General features: G+C 36.1%; 18 protein-coding genes. 17 read left to right on the top strand and 1 reads right to left on the bottom strand.

Features of this window, described 5'->3' with window-relative positions:
* Positions 1-36 precede the first annotated feature (36 nt).
* The 17 genes from IEO70_RS11090 to IEO70_RS11015 all read left to right on the top strand — a co-directional run bounded on the left by IEO70_RS11090 (position 37) and on the right by IEO70_RS11015 (position 16,532).
* Entirely contained in the window at positions 37-726 is a 690-nt protein-coding gene (locus IEO70_RS11090; protein WP_190998445.1) for a response regulator transcription factor, read from the top strand.
* On the top strand, positions 723-1,982 hold the full coding sequence (locus tag IEO70_RS11085) for a sensor histidine kinase (protein WP_190998444.1): 1,260 nt from the start codon (positions 723-725) through the stop codon (positions 1,980-1,982). The genes IEO70_RS11090 and IEO70_RS11085 overlap by 4 nt, the downstream gene beginning before the upstream one ends.
* Before the next feature lie 117 nt (positions 1,983-2,099).
* Positions 2,100-2,861: an ABC transporter ATP-binding protein gene (locus IEO70_RS11080; RefSeq protein WP_190998443.1), complete on the top strand. Its 762-nt coding sequence runs from the start codon at positions 2,100-2,102 to the stop codon at positions 2,859-2,861.
* Between the two features lies 1 nt (position 2,862).
* Positions 2,863-5,205, top strand: coding sequence for an ABC transporter permease (locus IEO70_RS11075; protein ID WP_190998442.1), 2,343 nt, complete (start codon positions 2,863-2,865; stop codon positions 5,203-5,205).
* A 694-nt stretch (positions 5,206-5,899) separates the two neighbouring features.
* Complete coding sequence (locus tag IEO70_RS11070) at positions 5,900-7,204, top strand: GTPase family protein (RefSeq protein WP_190998441.1); 1,305 nt, start codon at positions 5,900-5,902, stop codon at positions 7,202-7,204.
* Between the two features lie 351 nt (positions 7,205-7,555).
* Positions 7,556-8,059 carry a DUF1643 domain-containing protein gene (locus IEO70_RS11065; protein WP_190998440.1) on the top strand — a complete coding sequence of 168 codons (504 nt, stop codon included), beginning with the start codon at positions 7,556-7,558 and terminating at the stop codon, positions 8,057-8,059.
* A gap of 19 nt (positions 8,060-8,078) precedes the next feature.
* Entirely contained in the window at positions 8,079-8,273 is a 195-nt protein-coding gene (locus IEO70_RS11060; protein ID WP_190998439.1) for a hypothetical protein, read from the top strand.
* The gene (locus IEO70_RS11055; protein WP_190998438.1) at positions 8,270-8,455 is read left to right on the top strand and encodes a hypothetical protein; all 186 of its coding nucleotides are present in this window, start codon (positions 8,270-8,272) and stop codon (positions 8,453-8,455) included. Before IEO70_RS11060 ends, IEO70_RS11055 begins: the two co-directional genes overlap by 4 nt.
* A gap of 675 nt (positions 8,456-9,130) precedes the next feature.
* On the top strand, positions 9,131-9,562 hold the full coding sequence (locus tag IEO70_RS11050) for a helix-turn-helix domain-containing protein (RefSeq protein ID WP_190998437.1): 432 nt from the start codon (positions 9,131-9,133) through the stop codon (positions 9,560-9,562).
* Complete coding sequence (locus tag IEO70_RS11045) at positions 9,562-10,296, top strand: ABC transporter ATP-binding protein (RefSeq protein ID WP_190998478.1); 735 nt, start codon at positions 9,562-9,564, stop codon at positions 10,294-10,296. The genes IEO70_RS11050 and IEO70_RS11045 overlap by 1 nt, the downstream gene beginning before the upstream one ends.
* Entirely contained in the window at positions 10,293-11,024 is a 732-nt protein-coding gene (locus IEO70_RS11040; protein ID WP_190998436.1) for an ABC transporter permease, read from the top strand. The genes IEO70_RS11045 and IEO70_RS11040 overlap by 4 nt, the downstream gene beginning before the upstream one ends.
* 271 nt (positions 11,025-11,295) lie before the next feature.
* Complete coding sequence (locus tag IEO70_RS11035; RefSeq protein WP_190998435.1) at positions 11,296-12,210, top strand: class I SAM-dependent methyltransferase; 915 nt, start codon at positions 11,296-11,298, stop codon at positions 12,208-12,210.
* Positions 12,211-12,252: 42 nt separating this feature from the next.
* Positions 12,253-13,371, top strand: coding sequence for an RNA polymerase sigma factor RpoD (rpoD, locus tag IEO70_RS11030; RefSeq protein WP_190998434.1), 1,119 nt, complete (start codon positions 12,253-12,255; stop codon positions 13,369-13,371).
* Positions 13,372-13,538: 167 nt separating this feature from the next.
* The gene (locus IEO70_RS20030; RefSeq protein ID WP_235973586.1) at positions 13,539-13,937 is read left to right on the top strand and encodes a VOC family protein; all 399 of its coding nucleotides are present in this window, start codon (positions 13,539-13,541) and stop codon (positions 13,935-13,937) included.
* A complete protein-coding gene (locus tag IEO70_RS20025; RefSeq protein ID WP_235973585.1) occupies positions 13,909-14,052 on the top strand; it encodes a VOC family protein in 144 nt (47 codons plus the stop codon). Before IEO70_RS20030 ends, IEO70_RS20025 begins: the two co-directional genes overlap by 29 nt.
* Before the next feature lie 35 nt (positions 14,053-14,087).
* On the top strand, positions 14,088-15,269 hold the full coding sequence (locus tag IEO70_RS11020; protein WP_407949119.1) for a M20 metallopeptidase family protein: 1,182 nt from the start codon (positions 14,088-14,090) through the stop codon (positions 15,267-15,269).
* Between the two features lie 225 nt (positions 15,270-15,494).
* Positions 15,495-16,532, top strand: a complete 1,038-nt coding sequence (locus IEO70_RS11015; RefSeq protein ID WP_190998433.1) for a PTS transporter subunit IIC — start codon at positions 15,495-15,497, stop codon at positions 16,530-16,532.
* Between the two features lie 125 nt (positions 16,533-16,657).
* Here the strand turns inward: IEO70_RS11015 and IEO70_RS20445 are convergent.
* The coding region (locus IEO70_RS20445; protein WP_407948906.1) for an IS3 family transposase at positions 16,658-16,726 on the bottom strand (69 nt) is incomplete at its 5' end.

The raw sequence follows: 16,726 nt of genomic DNA, 5'->3' as shown, positions 1-16,726 counted from the left end.
TACTGTAATTATCCTCTTAACCAAGGGAGGTTTAAGATGAAAGTAGATTGTTTAATTGTTGATGATGAAGTTGCTTTAGCTGAAACGACATGTGAATATTTTAATATGTTTGAAGTGAAAACGGCCTTTGTGACGAGTGCCGAGGCATGCGAACGCTTCTTGCAGGAACTTGAACCGTCAGTAATCTTGCTTGATATCAATCTTGGTAACGAATCGGGATTTGATTTATGTAAAAAACTTCGCCAAAAGACGCAAATTCCTATTCTGTTTATCAGTGCCCGCTCCAGTAATGATGACGTTCTAATCGCTCTTAACATCGGCGGTGACGATTATATACAAAAGCCGTATACATTAAGTATTTTACTGGCAAAAGTGAAAGCAGTGCTGAAACGATATGGCAGCAGTTCCGCAAAACAAGAAGAAGTACTGCAGTTCGGGCAAATTCAAATTGATCCGAAACTTCATCGTGTTCGTGTAAACGGCAAGGATATTCACCTAAAGACGATGGAATATAAACTCCTCTATTATTTGACGAAAAATAAAAATCGTATCATCACAAAAGACGAGTTATTTCGCAATGTGTGGGGCGATTCATTTGTCGGAGATGGCACGTTAAATGTACATATTCGCCACCTGCGTGAAAAAATCGAACGAAATCCAAAGGACCCGCAATTTATAAAAACGGTGTGGGGAACAGGGTATGTATTAGAGGATAACAATCCATGAGATTAAAACTAGTTATTATCTTGATTATTGCTGTTTTTAGCGCAGGTATAGTCTTCTCCGTAATGACCATTAAAAATAAAAACATGGCAGAGATGGACATTGTAGCAATTAATGAAATAGCTAAAACTGCCGAGCAGCATTGGGGACAAATCAATAGCGAAACTTTTACTGATATAGAGCAACCATTTTCAATTATCGATCGTAACGAAAATGTTATTTATCAAACACCGTACAATCAATTTAACAATTTATACGATTCCATTAAAAATAAAGATACCATCATAGATTTGAAGAAAGATAATGAGATTATCGGGAAACTCGTTATCCGTCATAATGAACAAGAGATGTTCGAGCAAATGAAAAGTGAACTGATTATTTCCATCAGTGTCATTTTTGTCTTAATTATGAGTATTACGCTTCTTTTTATCCTTTATATTAACAGAATAATCCTAAAACCATTTCAGCAGCTGCAGACTTTTGCTGCGAATGTGGCGAGAGGAAATCTTGATATACCCTTAAAAATGGACAACAATAATTATTTCGGCGCATTTACAGAAAGCTTCGATTTATTACGTGAAGAACTTGATGCCGCCCGGCAAAGGGAATATGAATTAAATCTCAGCAAGAAGGAGCTTGTAGCTACATTAAGTCATGATATTAAGACACCTGTCGCTTCCATAAAGTCGATTAGTGAATTGATGCTCGTGCAAGTAAAAGATGAAAAGGTCATGAAGCAAGTGAATACGATTTACTCGAAAGCAGAGCAAATCAATTTACTTGTTACCGATATGTTTCATGCCACTTTAGAAGAACTACAGCAGTTAAAAATAACTGTCAGTGAACAATCGAGCGAAGTACTGGCCGGTATGATTGAAAACGTCAACTATGATCAGCAAATACATTATGAACCAATTCCGCCATGCATTATATTGATCGATTCAGTACGGATGCAGCAGGTGATAGACAATGTTATTAGTAATTCTTATAAATATGCGGGAACAAAGATTAACATTAATTCACACATCAATCAAGGCTATCTTGAACTCCTCATATCAGACTTCGGAGCAGGAATTAGCGAAGAGGAATTACCGTTGCTGTTCAACAAATATTTTCGTGGCAAAAATGTTGAAGGCAAGAACGGTTCAGGACTGGGCCTCTATATATCGAAGTTTTTTATGGAAAACATGGACGGTGAAATACACTGTTACAACCGAAAAGATGGTTTTACAGTAGTCTTGAAAATCAAGCTCGCATAATTAAGAATCGGTTAAGAATTGCATAAAGATTTAACAAGAATTGATTTTGTATGATAAGACTGTGAACATTATTACGGTCTTTTTTTTTGAGGAAAAATAAAGGGAGAGTGCAAAATCATGACAAAGATAATTATTAAGACGGAGAAGCTGTGTAAAACCTTTTCAAGTGGTGGGATGCAACAGCACGTTTTGAAAAATTTAGATATTAGTTTAACAGAAGGGGACTTTACAGTCATCATGGGGAGTTCAGGATCAGGGAAATCGACTTTACTTTATGCATTAAGCGGGATGGATAAACCGACATTAGGTGAAATTGATTTTGCTGGTAAAAATATATGCAAATTAAACAATGATCAACTGGCTGTTTTCCGAAGAAATAACTGCGGATTCATTTTCCAACAAATTTATTTACTCGACAATATGAGTGTGCTCGACAATGTGTTGGCAAGCGGGCTTTTAGTCAATAAAAATAAGCGTGAACTCGTAAAAAGAGCGAAAGAATTATTATTGCAAGTAGGGATTAATGAAAACGCATGGTCTAAGTTTCCGTCGCAGCTTTCTGGTGGTGAGGCCCAACGAGTCGGCATTGTGCGCGCTGTGATTAACCGTCCCAAAATCGTTTTTGCAGACGAACCAACTGGTGCCTTAAACTCGGCATCGAGTGATAATGTGTTAAATGTTTTAACAGATGTCAATCGAAACGGGCAAAGCATAGTCATGGTTACTCACGATCTGAAAACCGCTTTACGTGGAAATCGAATTTTATATTTGCGAGATGGCGTCATTTGCGGTGATTTGCAGTTAGGTACGTATAGTGAGGAAGCGCATGTCGAACGCCATGAAAAGTTAAAACATTTCCTCGCAGAGATGGGGTGGTAATATGAAAATCATTAAATTAGCTCTTGCTAATATTAGAAAAAGTAAATTGGCAACAGGGTCTCTATTTATCTTTATTTTAGTTGCTGCTTTGCTGTTGAACGTAGGTTTAATGGTTATGACTCAAGTGAATGCTTTCTTTGATGATAAAGTTGAACAATTAAAAGATCCTCACGTAATTCTCAGCATGGATCACGCCAGTTTTCAATCAGACTATGAAGCATTTATTAAGAACTATCCCGGGGTAACATCGACAGAAAAGGAAGAAATGATCAACATGGAATTTGCCAAGTTTGCTTATGGCAATAGTGAATTAAGTAATGAGATTTCTATTTTAAATGCAGATTATAATCGTAGTATCGGAACGATGAAATTGGTAGAAAAATTAAATGATTCAAGTGGTCAAGACATTTTTGTTCCTTACAGTTTTAAAACGAATGGCGGATATGAGTTAGGTGATGACTTGAACATTACTTATCAAGATATAGTTTATGAGTATCGAATTGCCGGCTTCTTTGAAACGACGATGATGGGAATGACCAATTTTGGCGTGATGAAATTTGCGTTACCAGAAGCTTCATATCGAACATTAGCAGACGAACTAGATAATGGATCAAAAGGCTGGATTATATCTGCTGTGATGGAAGACAAAACACAATCCACAAAGCTAATGAATGACTTTAAGAAGGAGTTTCCTTTGCCGGTAGATGAACTGACTTCAAATATTTGGAGATTAGACATTGAAACGGTGAAAAGTGTGAACACGATGACTGTTAATATTGTGACCATGATTTTAGTGGCTTTCGCCGTCATGATCGTGCTTGTTTCACTCATTGTCATTAAGTATCGTATATCGAATAGCATTGAAGATGGGATGGCGAATATCGGAATACTTAAGGCAATCGGCTATACGAGCAGGCAAATTATATCGTCCATTATTTTGCAGTTTGTGTTCATTACTTTTAGTGCAAGTGTCGTAGGAGTGGCATTGTCCTACGCCTTAATGCCTATGATTGGCGGAATCATTACCTCCTTATCCGGATTGATATGGATTGTAGGCTTCGATATGCTCATCAATCTTATCTGTATTGCTTTAGTTGTTATAAGTGTTGTTATTGTGACCTTACTATCTGCTTTCCGGATCCGGAGTATTTTGCCTATTGCAGCGCTTCGAGGTGGTATTCAAACGCACAGCTTCAGAAAAAATCACTTTCCATTGGAGAAAGAGGGTGGCGGGCTCCATGTTTTGCTTGCTATTAAGTCGATGCTGTCAAATGTTAAACAAAATTTCATGATCCTGCTCATTATTATCGCATTAACGTTTGCTTCTGTTTTTTCAGTGGTGCTTTATTACAATATTGCTTCTGACAAAACGGCTTTCGTGAACCTATTCGGTGTGGAATATTCCAATGTGATGATCTACGTTAAGCCGGATGCGGATGTACGGGAACTTCGAAGCAACCTTGAAAAAATGGACGATGTTAGGAAAGTGATTATACTTGATTCGATTGCAACAATGGTTGATGGTCAAAATGTAGAGACAAATATTACAGATAACTTTAACCAATTGGAAAACAATATAGTATTTGAAGGTCGTCAGCCAAAATACGAAAATGAAATATCGATTTCTTGGGTTGTTTCAAATCAAATCAATAAAGGGCTCGGAGATACAGTCGAAGTAGACTATGGAGCGGAAACAGAGCGTTTTCTAGTAACAGGTATCAGCCAGTCAATGAGTCATTCAGGGCAAGTAGCCTCCTTAACGAGGGACGGCATGCAGCGAATGTATTCAGATTATCAAGGCTCGACCCTTTATGTCTATTTGAATGGTATATCAAACAAAAACTTCATCGAAAACGTTCAGAAACAATACGGAGATTATATCGTTGATACAATAGATTTACATGAAACGCTTGAGAGTCAAATTACGATGTATACAACAGCAGTGTTTGCAGTTATGTTAATGGTTCTGATTATTACCGTTATAGTTGTCGTGATGATCCTATACTTGGTTATCAAAACGATGATTATTAAAAGCAAAAAAGAATTTGGTGTCATGAAAGCAATAGGCTACTCAACGATTCAACTTATGTACCAAATTTCCATCAGTTTTTTGCCAGTAATTACGGCAGGAGTGGCCATCGGCGGGGCATTAGGGTATTTTCTCATCAATCCTATGCTTTCTGTAGTTTTTTCAAGCGCCGGTATTAACCGTTTAGACTTTATCGTTCATTTACCGAATATTCTAATCGTTTGTGCGGCGCTTCTTGTTTTAGGCTATGTTGTTTCGATGATTGTATCTTTAGGGATTAGGAAGATTTCTGCTTATAGTTTGATGAGGGAGTAGGGAAAAGAGGATCTAATTGCACTTGGTTGGGACTTTTTAGGGGATTTAAAAAATTATGATTCAAAGGAAGCTGTTGAACGAAAAATAGCTGAGCAACGAGCGGATGGTGTGCGCCCTTTCTGAAATTAGAAGAAAACTAGTGGAAGACCCAAAAAATCCAACAATCATTAAAGGTTCTAGAAACAATAGAAGTAAGAGAGACAACTCTTGAGATTGACAGGGTAGAGGTCGCTGGTTCGAGCCCCGCCGGAACCTTCACTTTTTAGGAAGTTCTAATTTCTTGTACTGCAAGGGATTGGGGCTTTTTTGTATCTTTATTAAAAAAGGTCATTCGCCTGTTTGGTGTTTGTTAATATTCACTTATTTTCAAGGAGATATTGTTGAACATCCACTATTTGGAAAGGGAACTATAATAAAAAATGATGCATATTAACTTGTTATAAAGTGATAACAGATTACAGTATTTAACTTGCTAAACAATTAGGAATCAGGTAATTGTCTACGACTTACTGATTGATTTGGTCTTAATATATTTCTGGCATCGTTGTCAGCTGTTTATGTTGTTTTATCCTTAGTTTCCTGAATATTATAAACTGGGTATGGTATATATAGTATAATATAACTAGCTTTATAGGGAATTGCTAGTATTAGGAATATTGTGTAGCTGAAAACTATTATAAGGGAATGATATGCCATGAAAAATAAAGAAATATTAGAAGCAAGATTAAATCAAATAGTTAAAACACTAGAATCAGTTGAAACCTTAATAGATAATTTAGATTTTGCAATTCCTAAGAAAGTTAAAGAAACTGTTTTAAAGATGATGAAATCAGAAGAAATAAATGAAATCATAACAGGTATTAAAGAAAAAAGACCACCAAGATTGGTATTGACAGGGCGTACAGGTGTTGGAAAAAGTAGTCTTATCAATGCAATTTTCGGTAAGTATCTTGCCAAAACAAGTGCGATAGAAGTGGGGACAAAAGTTTATGAATCTTATAATTATGAATCAAACGGTGAAGTGATTTTTGAAATTATTGATACTCGAGGGATTAAAGAATCGCTGCAAGTCAAAGACTCTTCAGCAGAAGATGACTTTAAAAAGGTTATAGAAGAGTTTGAACCAGATGCATTTTTATTATTAACTAATGGTGCAGATAGATCTACTCTAAAAGAAGATTCTCTTTATTTAAAGGAATTTTACGAAGACCTTGAAATAGAAGTTCCATTAGTTACTGTAATCACTAGAATTGATGATATTGAGCCATCTCGAATAAAAGAGCCTGACCGTTATACAGAGAAGAAAAAAGCTAATATAAAAATTAAAGAGGAACAAGTACGTAAAGTCCTTAATGAAGTAGGAATAAATGATTCATTTATCATTCCGGTTTCATCTTATATTGAATGGAGTCATGAAGAACCTGAAATATTAAGTCGGGAAGAACAGAGTCAATTAACTATTGAATTTGATGGGCGTTATAATATCGATAAACTAGTAAATTTTCTAGAAGAGAATATGGATTTTCGGGCAGCGGTATATCTAATACTTACCAATAAAATTGAAGTAGCGATAAAAAAAATTGCCAATAGAATGGTGAAATCCTTCTCTATGGCTAGTGCAGCAGTTGCTGTAACCCCTATACCGCTTAGTGATATCGCTATTTTATTGCCTATACAAATTATAGAAGTTACGATAATTGCATATATAAACGGTAAACAAATTAATGGGAAAGCCGCCAGAGAATTCATTGTTGCCGTAGGGGGAGTAGCTGCTTTAGGTGTAGCGCTTCGCTTTGTTGCACAACAAGGGGCCAAATTATTAAATTTTGTAGTGCCATCTTCAGGATCGGTTATTAGCAGTGCAATAGCATATTCTGGAACCTATGCAATTGGACAAGCTGCAATAGCATATTATATTGATGGAAAAACAACTTATGAAGCAAAAGGTGTTTTAGAAAAATCAAAAAAAGAAGCGAAGGATGAGTTTGAAGGAAAATAGTTGATTGAATGAGTATTTCGATACTACATGAATTAGAATCGTATTTTATGAAAATCAACCGACTTCATACGTTGGTCTGTTAATTTAAGCAGTTATAAGACCTATATTTTTGGTCGATTTTTTTAAGCGCTTGATTGCCGGGTTGGAAGAACAAAGATTTGAGAACATGGAGAAGGAATTGTTAAATTGTTAGCGGATGATCCTAATCAATATCAGTTTTATGTACTGGAAGCGGCTAGTTAGGAAGAAATCCAAAATTAATGTGGTGTTTGAAACATTAGAAAATGAATAAACAACTTTTGAAGGTGTAGAAACAGAAAGTTTATATTCATAGGCTAGGAGAGTGATTATATGGGAATGTTAATGGAGTTTGATGCAACTTTTGATAATTATAAAAATCCTACTTTTAGATATTCATTAACTAGAATTTGGGATAGGAACTTAAAGAAAGCAACTATTGTTATGCTTAATCCAAGTATAGCAAATGTCCTGAAAAATGATTTATCTATTAACCGTTGTCTTAACTTCTGTATTGATAATAATTACGGTTCATTAGAAGTTGTGAATCTATTTGCCTTTATAGAAACTGACTCAAAGAAACTGTCTGCAAAACCTGATTTTATTGGTAAGGAGAACGACAGCTCTATACAGTCGGCAATAGAGAGTGCTGATACTATTATTGTTGCATGGGGAAGCGATAAGGAATATAAGACCAGAAAAAAGGATATTTGGAATCGGTTTTTAAAGAATAAGGCTGTATATTATTTTGAGGATAATTCAAATCGAACACCACCTGTTCATGTTTCACGATTAGCAAATGGATTTTATCTAAAAGAATATATTCCGAGATTTTAAAGTATTGTGAGGGGAATTTGTGAAAAATATTTTGATTGTTATTGCATCTTTAAGTGTATTTTTAATGGGATGTGGTAAGACTTCTGAAATTAAGTTAGATAAAATGTCAGATTATAATTTACTAGATTATTTACCTTCTAAAAACGGAACTTTTAGGGAATACATAACATATGGTACAGAAAAGAAGGCGGTATTATATCTAGGGATTATTTGAATGGTATTCAACAAACCGGAAGTGCAAAAGATAGTACACCTATTTATATTTATGACTTTGATTATTCAACTTTTTTTACAGATAACACATCACATATGATTAAACAAAAGAGAACGGTAGAAGCAAGTGAAAATGCAATTTTTGAGTTTCATAATTTAACAGAAAAAGTAATTTTTATGTGAATATCTAAAGTTATTAAAGGCCCTTGATTTCCTTCGTATCCACTTAGTTATACATAGCACATTGTTAAATACAGTCCGCATACAAGGAATGAGTAGCTAAATATAAGTTACACCCTACCGCATCTCTCGAAAATTCATTTATACAGACTGCACAAAAATTGCACAGAATTTCTAGAAACGATGGAATTAAGAGATTCCATTTGCATAAATACTCATAACGGCCCTGATTTAACAGACTTAATGGAAAGCATTTATGCAAAAGTACTGAATAAAAGACAATTCTTAAAATTGACAGGGATGGGGTCGGGGACAATCCATCTCAGATGGTTTTTATATAAAGCTCAAACCTAGCAGTATCAAGGGTTTGGGCTTTATTTTATTGTTAATGTCTAAGGGTGGTGTTAGCTTCAAGTAAAAGCTTATAGTATATAGGATTAGGATGACAGAAAGGCTGTTGTTCCGTGAAAGACTGGAATGTCATACCGCTATGTCGATTGTGTAAGCCAAGACTTATTAAAAAAAACAACTGCAAAATCTATATAGATTGGGAATGAATAGTATTAACTTAATTCATTTCAACAAGTTATGCCACGAATAGTAACATCACTGTTATCGATTGTTGGTTGAGGGTATTGTGAAAATGGTTCATACTAAAAAATAGGAGGTATGAAAAGTATGATAAGTACGAATTTGAAAAACTTGAGATTGCATCATAAATTGACACAGGAAGAGGTAGCTTTAGAGATCAATGTTTCAAGACAGGTGATTGCGAAATGGGAAAAAGGCGAATCAACACCTGACCTCGGACATTGTCAGGCGTTAGCTAAATTGTATGACGTGACTCTTGATAATTTAGTGAACTTTGATGGTGAAGATACCAGCTTAATTGTACCACCGAAAGGGAAGCATTTTTTTGGTGTTGCTAAAATGGGAGAACGCGGGCAAATTGTTGTACCTAAAAAAGCGCGTGATTTATTTCAAATAAAACCGGGTGATTCTCTCGTTATTTTAGGGGATGAAGACCGAGGCCTGGCCATTGTACCGGAAGAAATGCTGAATGCATTCTTAAATTTCGTGAAAACACCGTTTGAAAAGGGGGATGAATGATGGAATATGCCATTTCAATTGATCATTTAACCAAAAAATTTAATGAAAAAATGGCTGTTGATCATGTATCATTTTCAATCAAAAAGGGAGAATTGTTTGGTTTATTAGGTGTAAATGGAGCTGGGAAAACAACGTTAATTAAAATGCTGTGCGGTTTAACAACCCCTGCAAGCGGTCAAGCTTCCATACTTGGATATGATATTAAAAATAATCAAGAACAAGTAAAGGAAATTATCGCAGTTTCCCCGCAAGAAACTGCGATTGCTCCTAATTTAACAGTTCGTGAAAACTTGGAGTTAATGGCTGGCATTCATGGATACTCAAAATCAGAGGTGAAAGATAAAACAGCCAGCATGATTGATGCTTTCTCATTACAACCATATGAAAATCAGAAAAGTAAAACTTTGTCCGGTGGGTGGCAGCGGAAGCTCAGTATTGCTCTTGCACTTATCTCAGAACCGAAAATATTGTTTCTGGATGAGCCTACATTAGGTTTAGATATATTAGGACGCCGGGAATTATGGGCACTCATTAATAGATTGAAAGAAAAAACAACCATTGTTTTAACAACCCATTATTTAGAAGAAGCAGAAGCTTTATGTGATCGTATTTGTATCATGAAAGATGGACAAATAAAGGCAATTGGAACAGTTGAAGAACTGAAGCACATAGCAAACACTGAAACATTCGAGGATGCCTTCGTGAATATTGTCACAAGGGAGGGGCTAGTATGAAAACACTCATTTTTGCTAAACGAGTAATGAAGGAAATTATTAGAGATCCTATTTCATTATTTTTTGGTTTAGCCTTTCCTCTTATTCTACTTTTACTTTTAACAGTGATTAACCGTAGTATCCCTGTAGACTTATTTAATATTTCTTCATTAGCACCAGGGATTGCAGTGTTCGGTCTTTCTTTTATGGCAACATTTACGGCACAAGTAGTAGCAAAAGATCGTGCTAGTTCTTTTTTAACGAGATTATTTACAACACCGATGACATCTCAAAACTTTATTTTAGGGTACATGCTGCCTTTGGTTATAATGTCAGTCATACAAGTAGCGCTTTGTCTGTTTGCTTCCTTATTTCTGGGACTTGATTTTTCCTTAACAATTTTTGCGGTGATTCTCATATTGATACCTATGGCATTGATTTATATTGGGATTGGTCTAATTTGTGGAACATTGTTTAGTGAAAAAGCCGCAGTAGGAATTTGTGGCGCTCTCCTTACTAATCTATCAGCATGGTTATCAGGTGTATGGTTTGATTTGGAGTTAGTAGGAGGAGTTTTCAAGAACATTGCTAATGCATTGCCGTTTGTCCATGCGGTTGAAGTCGGAAAAGCTGTATTAAACGGATATTATGAAGGCATGTTTCCCCATCTATGGTGGGTAATAGGCTATGCAATTATAATCGTGGTTGTTTCAATATTTGTCTTTAAAAAGAAAACGCAAGAACTCTAATGAATCTTGTGAAAGAAATAATGATATAAAAACGAAATGGAGAGCCGATGGACTGATGAGGAATTCACAGAACATTGGCTCTATCTATTCTGTTAATGAGATATAGTGTAAAGAGTTTTGTGGAATGTTATAAATGCGAGTATTTATAATAGGAAGTGGAGAAAACATTTAAGTTTGTTTGATTGACAAAAAAATATTTTTGTGTTATAATAAAAAATTGCTGTGATATAATAGAATCGTTCTGTGGAAAAATAAACGGAGGGTTTTATTTATGAAATCAAATGAAGCAAGTTTAACATCCTTAATCTCTGCCTTTGGTCGAGCTTATCATCACCTTTTTGATACCCCTATTATTTTTGACGATTTTATTGCCCCTAAACTTTTATCTGAACAGGAATTTGAAACTGTAAAAAAGAATATGACAAAAGGCATTAGCTTTTTTAATGCTGATGTGGCTATAAAGTTAAAAGATCAGCCGGATGAAATCTTAAAATGGGTTACTCAAGTACAGCTTTCTCCTACACCTTTAGCACGCGCAGCATTTTGTGAAAAAGTGCTCCTTCAAGAAGTTTCATTAGGTGTTTCTCAATATATTATTTTAGGTGCGGGCATGGATACGTTTGCTCTACGCTACCCTCAACTCGAAGATAAACTATCCATTTATGAGGTTGATTTTCCAACAACACAACAATTTAAAATAGATAGGTTACAAGAATCTGATTTAACTTTGCCATCTAATTTGCGTTTTATTCCTTGCGATTTTACAAAAAATATTTCAACCGATTTTTTATTTGAAAACGGAGTAAAAAGAGAAAAAACTTTCTTTAGTTTGCTCGGTGTGTCCTATTATTTATCGAAAACTGAACTCAAACAAACACTCACTTCTCTTTTCCGAGAAATGCCAGAAGGCAGCTCGATTGTATTCGATTATGCGAATGAAAACCTCTTTAAGGAAAAAGGTTTATCAAATCGTGTAGAAAATATGGTCAAATTGGCCGCTGCCAGTGGTGAGCCGATGAAATCTCATTTCACATACAAGGAAATGGAATCATTGTTAGAAGAAGTTGGCTTGTTAATTTTTGAACATTTATCTCCGGAAACTATTCAATCGCAATTTTTCAATGATCGCGAAGATTATTTAAAAGCATTTGAAACGGTACACTATATTCATGCTGTAAATAAATAGAAGTTATAAAAGTTATTGTGAATTTTGAAAGGACGGCGTTCTATGGCTGAAAATACAACAAGAATTAAAAGCGCAGAATTGGAAATTACACTAGAACAAGCAAAAGAACAGCTTATAGAAAAAGGTAAAAAAAATGGAGTTCTAACATATGAGGAGATTGCTGAGAAACTTGGTAATTTTGAAATCGAATCAGATGAAATGGATGAATATTATGAGTTCTTTACGGAACAAGGGATTCAAGTAATGAATCAATCTGGTGAAGATGATGATAATAAAGGGTTTCAAAGGGAGGAGGAACTTAATCTTAATGATTTAAGTGTTCCTCCAGGTGTTAAAATTAATGATCCTGTTCATATGTATTTAAAAGAAATCGGACGCGTAGATTTATTATCTGCAAAAGAAGAAATCGAACTGGCTAAACGTATTGAACAAGGAGATGAAGAAGCGAAGAATCGGTTAGCTGAAGCCAACTTGCGTCTAGTTGTATCTATTGCAAGACGCTATGTTGGACGAGGCATGTCATTCCTTGATTTGATCCAAGAAGGTAACATGGGTTTAATTAAAGCGGTTGAAAAATTTGATTATCAAAAAGGATACAAATTCAGTACGTATGCAACGTGGTGGATTCGTCAAGCGATAACGCGTTCAATTGCAGACCAAGCTCGTACCATTCGTGTTCCAGTTCATATGATTGAAACAATCAATAAATTAACCCGCGTACAACGTCAATTATTACAGGAACTAGGACGAGAACCATCACCTGAAGAAATTGGCAAGGTAATGGATTTAGAGCCCGAAAAGGTTCGTGAGGTTTTAAAAATTGCACAAGAGCCGATATCATTAGAAACGCCGGTTGGTGACGAAAATGATTCAAATTTAGGTGATTTTATAGAAGACCAAGATGCGACATCGCCTTCAGAACATATTGCTTTTGAATCGTTAAAAGAGCAGTTGGCAGATGTGTTTGATACACTAACTGACCGTGAAGAAAATGTTTTACGTTTAAGATTCGGGCTAGACGATGGAAGAACAAGAACTCTAGAAGAGGTTGGCAAAGTGTTTGGTGTTACAAGAGAACGTATTCGCCAAATTGAAGCGAAAGCTCTTAGAAAGCTTCGTCATCCATCCAGAAGCAAACGTTTAAAAGACTTTCTGGAGTAGAATAAATTCCACAATAGAAAAACATCATTTCGTGCCAAAATAGTGCGAAATGATGTTTTTTAATTTCTAAAGTTCAACAAGATACAATACAACATTAATTTATCATTGGACAAAGGAAACGTTACAAGCAATGAAATGATAAAAAGGAAGAACACGCAGGAGGCGTCATGTCTTTTAAGGCAGTCTTTCGTTTCTTATCCGAACTGACAGCAGGATTATTAAATCATTTTGTTGAAATTATTTCTTATCCAAGATGGGGAGGAATAGTAATGGTATTGCAGAGAGTCAGTTTAATTACGATTGGTGCATTCAATTTGCCGGTTTTACGTTCGTTTTATAAAAAATTAGGATGGGAAGAAACAGAGATAAGTTCTGATCATTACGCTGCCTTTAAAACGGCGGGTGTTATTCTATCCATATTTCCGATTGAGGAATTGGCAAAGGATGCGGGAGTTGAAATCAGTCAAAACGTAGATAGCTTTCGAGGAGTAACGTTTGCTATTAACGTAAATAAACCTGAAGAAGTTGATACAACAATTGATGAGATTAGAAAAGCAGGCGAGTGATGCCTTTTGGGGAGGGAGAACCGCTTATTTTTCAGACCCGGAAAACAATCTTTGGGAAGTTGCTTGGAATCCGGATTCAGTATTTGATGAACGTGGAGCGATGATTTCTTTTTGAGTGCGTCCTTAAAATTATAAAAGAGGTGAAATAGTTTGGCAGAAAGCTTTTACGAGGAATTTAAAGAATATTACGGTAAAATGGTTGCGTGGAGAAGATACCTACATCAAAATCCTGAGTTATCGTTCCAAGAAACGAATACAGCGAAATTCATTGCCGATCAGCTAAAGAGATTTGGTATTGAAGTTAAAGAGAAAGTCGGGGGAAATGGTGTTGTTGGTGTGATAGAAGGCGGCAGGCCTGGCAAAACGATTGCTTTTCGAGCAGATTTTGATGCCTTGCCGATTCAAGATGAGAAAACTGCGGACTATAAATCTCAAGTGCAAGGTGTGATGCACGCTTGCGGCCATGATGGCCACACATCGAGTTTGCTTGCGGTAGCGAAAGTGTTAAGCAGCAAACAACAGCAATTAAACGGTAAAGTTGTTTTCATTTTTCAGCCTGCTGAAGAGAAACCTCCAGGCGGAGCAAAATTTATGATTGAAGATGGCGTTTTGGATGGTGTGGATTATGTATTCGGAGGTCATCTTGCAACAGAATATCAAATCGGGAAGATTGCAACAAGATCCGGAGCTGTCATGGCATCGGTTGACGCGTTTAAAATTACGTTGCAAGGCCGTGGAGGACACGGAGCAAGACCGCATCAAACCATTGACACGGTCGCAATCGGCAGTCAACTGGTCGGGCATCTGCAGCAGATTGTGAGCAGAAGAATCAGTCCTGTTGAACCGGCTGTCGTGACAATCGGAAGCTTCCATGCCGGAACAGCCTTTAATATCATCGCCGATACAGCAGTGCTCGAAGGAACCGTTCGTTCTTTAAATGCAGAAGTACGAAAGCAAATCGAGTCGGAAATCCGGGCCATTTTGGAAGGGATAAAAGTAGCCGATCACATCGATTATTCGTTGGATTATCTTCATGGTTATCCTGTTTTAGTGAATCATAAAGAGGAAGCTTTACTGATTGAGAAGATTGTAACAGAAACATTCTCACCCGATGCTTTTATAGAAAAAGGCATTGCCCTTGGAGCAGAAGACTTTGCTTACTACTTAGAACAGCGGCCGGGCGCATTCTTTTTCGTAGGAGCAAGCAATGAACAAGTAGAAACGCAATTTCCGCACCATCACCCGCGCTTTGATTTTGATGAGCGGGCATTGCTGAATTTAGGTCGAGTGTTTTTAAAATTAGTTGATTTTTATATGGTAAGAAATGACTGAAAAGAATACTTAAGGTTAGGGTGAACAATATAAATCCTAACCTTTTTTCACGTGTTCAATCGGAAAAATTTTGGATGTTCCTTTTCTGATCAAAGAATAATTGAAAGTTTTAACGCGGATTCGCTTTAAAGTAATAAAGCATCTAAGTTGATTAATTTCTGAATTTTCACTATACTATAAAACTATATAAGGATATTGAATATGTATGGATGGGAGTTTTAACTTATGAGGGATTTTTTCAGCAAGCTATTGACGGGGATGAGTATTGGGATTGTTGTTTCATTAATTCCGAATGCGCTATTAGGGGAAATCTTAAAATTATTTATTCCTCATTATCCTATGTTACAAAGTATTTTAGATATGACGGTAATCGTAATGAGTATGCTACCTGTTATGATTGGGGTTATGGTCGGTATAACGTTCAAATTGTCATCGATCCAAACAGCCAGTGTAGGAATTGCAACAATGATTGGGAGTGGAGTTGTCCAAAAAACAGCTGACGGCCTGTTCACTCTGAACGGAATTGGTGTTGTTGTTAACGCAGGGGTGACAGCAGGATTAGCAGTATTATTCGTACAAGTTCTCGGGAATAGACTGAAAGAATATTCAATTCTGTTAATGCCAACTTTAAGCATTTTAATACCTGGAATGATAGGTTATTTAATCTTGCCTTTTGTTCAAGACGCGACTGGATTACTAGGGGAATTGGTGGCGAAATTGACAACTTTACAGCCGATTATAATGGGTGCGCTGATTTCGGTCGCATTCTGCCTAATCATTTTATCTCCTATTTCAACAGTGGGAGTAGCGACGGTTATTATGCTTTCTGGCGTTGGTTCGGGCGCTGCAAATTTAGGAGTCGTAGCAGCCGGTGTCGGTTTAGCCTTCGCTAGTTATAAAGCAAACTCTCTAGGAACAGCGCTAGCGCACGTACTAGGTTCGCCAAAGATTCAAATGAGAAACTTCTTCATGAAGCCTAAAATTGCGTTACCAATGTTAATTACAGCAGCAATTCTGGGAGCATTAGCCGGCGTTTTAAATATTCAAGGTACGCCATATAGCGCCGGATTTGGTTTATCTGGTTTGGTTGGACCATTGAATTATATGAATCTAGCTGAAGGTGGATGGACAATAAAAAATATTTCTATCATGTTAAGTATGTTCTTCATTTTGCCAATCATCTTAAATGTAACTTTAATTCATTATTTTTCTAAAAAGTTAAATATGGTTAAAGCAGAAGATTATAAATTGCATTTTGAATAAGTGTCCAAAGATTACTGCCTCAATTGTTAGAGTGAATTAACGATCGTAACGGGAGGTTAAATAGAAAAAGGGAACTTCAATATTGAAATGTACCCTTTGTAAAGGACATTTATAAAAAAGGACGCTTAGGCTGCTTGATTAAGATGATCTCTGTATTGTACAGGGGTCATCTTATTTAATTTCCATTGATATCT

It is taken from the genome of Peribacillus faecalis (assembly GCF_014712675.1).
GTDB lineage: Bacteria > Bacillota > Bacilli > Bacillales > DSM-1321 > Bacillus_AD > Bacillus_AD faecalis.
Note: the sequence above shows the minus strand (reverse complement) of the source record. Positions and strands in the feature narration are given on the sequence as shown.